Genomic DNA, 737 nt, shown 5'->3' on the forward strand with positions numbered 1-737 from the left:
CGCGCCGCAGCGCACCGCTGTAGGACGCGGCCCGCAGCGCGTCGCGGCGCCGTCCCATCGCGCGGCGGTGTGCCGCTGCCCATACTGGCTTCAGCGAGCCCCGGACGCATGGTCGTCCCTGCGATCGCTGCCCATCACTCAGCAGGAGCCGTTGCCATGATCGAGAAGAACGCCAGCGTCCATTGGGAAGGCCGGGGCAAGGAAGGCCAGGGCCAGGTCAGCACCGAGACCGGTGCGCTGCAGGCCTACCCCTACGGCTTCGGCAGCCGTTTCGAGGACGACCGCCGCGGCAGCAGCCCGGAGGAACTGCTCGGCGCGGCGCACGCGGCCTGCTTCACGATGGCGTTCTCGTTCGCCTGCGACAAGGCCGGCTTCGCGACCACCGCGGTCGACACGCGTGCCGCCGTGCGCCTGGCCAAGCAGGGCGAGGGCTTCGTCATCGACCGCATCGCGCTGCAGCTCGACGCCGCCGTGCCCGGGATCGACGAGGCGATGTTCCAGCAGCTGGCGCAGAGCGCGAAGGAGAACTGCCCGTTGTCGAAGGCGCTGGCCAGCGTGCCGAGCATCACGCTCGTGGCGACGCTGCGCCGTTGAAGCGGCGGCGAGCCTCATCGAGGAGAGTGGGATGAGCACATCGAGATCGTGGCGCCGGCTCGCGGCCGGCTGGTTGGGAACGCTGGCCTGCACGCTGGCCGTCGCGCAGATGGACACGCCGGCGCCGCCCGGGCCGCCGGCCG

At 72.0% G+C, this 737-nt stretch carries 1 protein-coding gene; it reads left to right on the top strand.

Going from position 1 to position 737, the window contains the following annotated elements; all coding sequences use genetic code 11:
• Positions 1-156: 156 nt before the first annotated feature.
• Positions 157-594, top strand: a complete 438-nt coding sequence (locus tag x551_RS22910; RefSeq protein WP_036236825.1) for an OsmC family protein — start codon at positions 157-159, stop codon at positions 592-594.
• Positions 595-737 lie beyond the last annotated feature (143 nt).

The sequence above is a fragment of the Methylibium sp. T29 genome, assembly GCF_000576205.1.
Taxonomy (GTDB): Bacteria; Pseudomonadota; Gammaproteobacteria; order Burkholderiales; family Burkholderiaceae_C; genus Methylibium; species Methylibium petroleiphilum.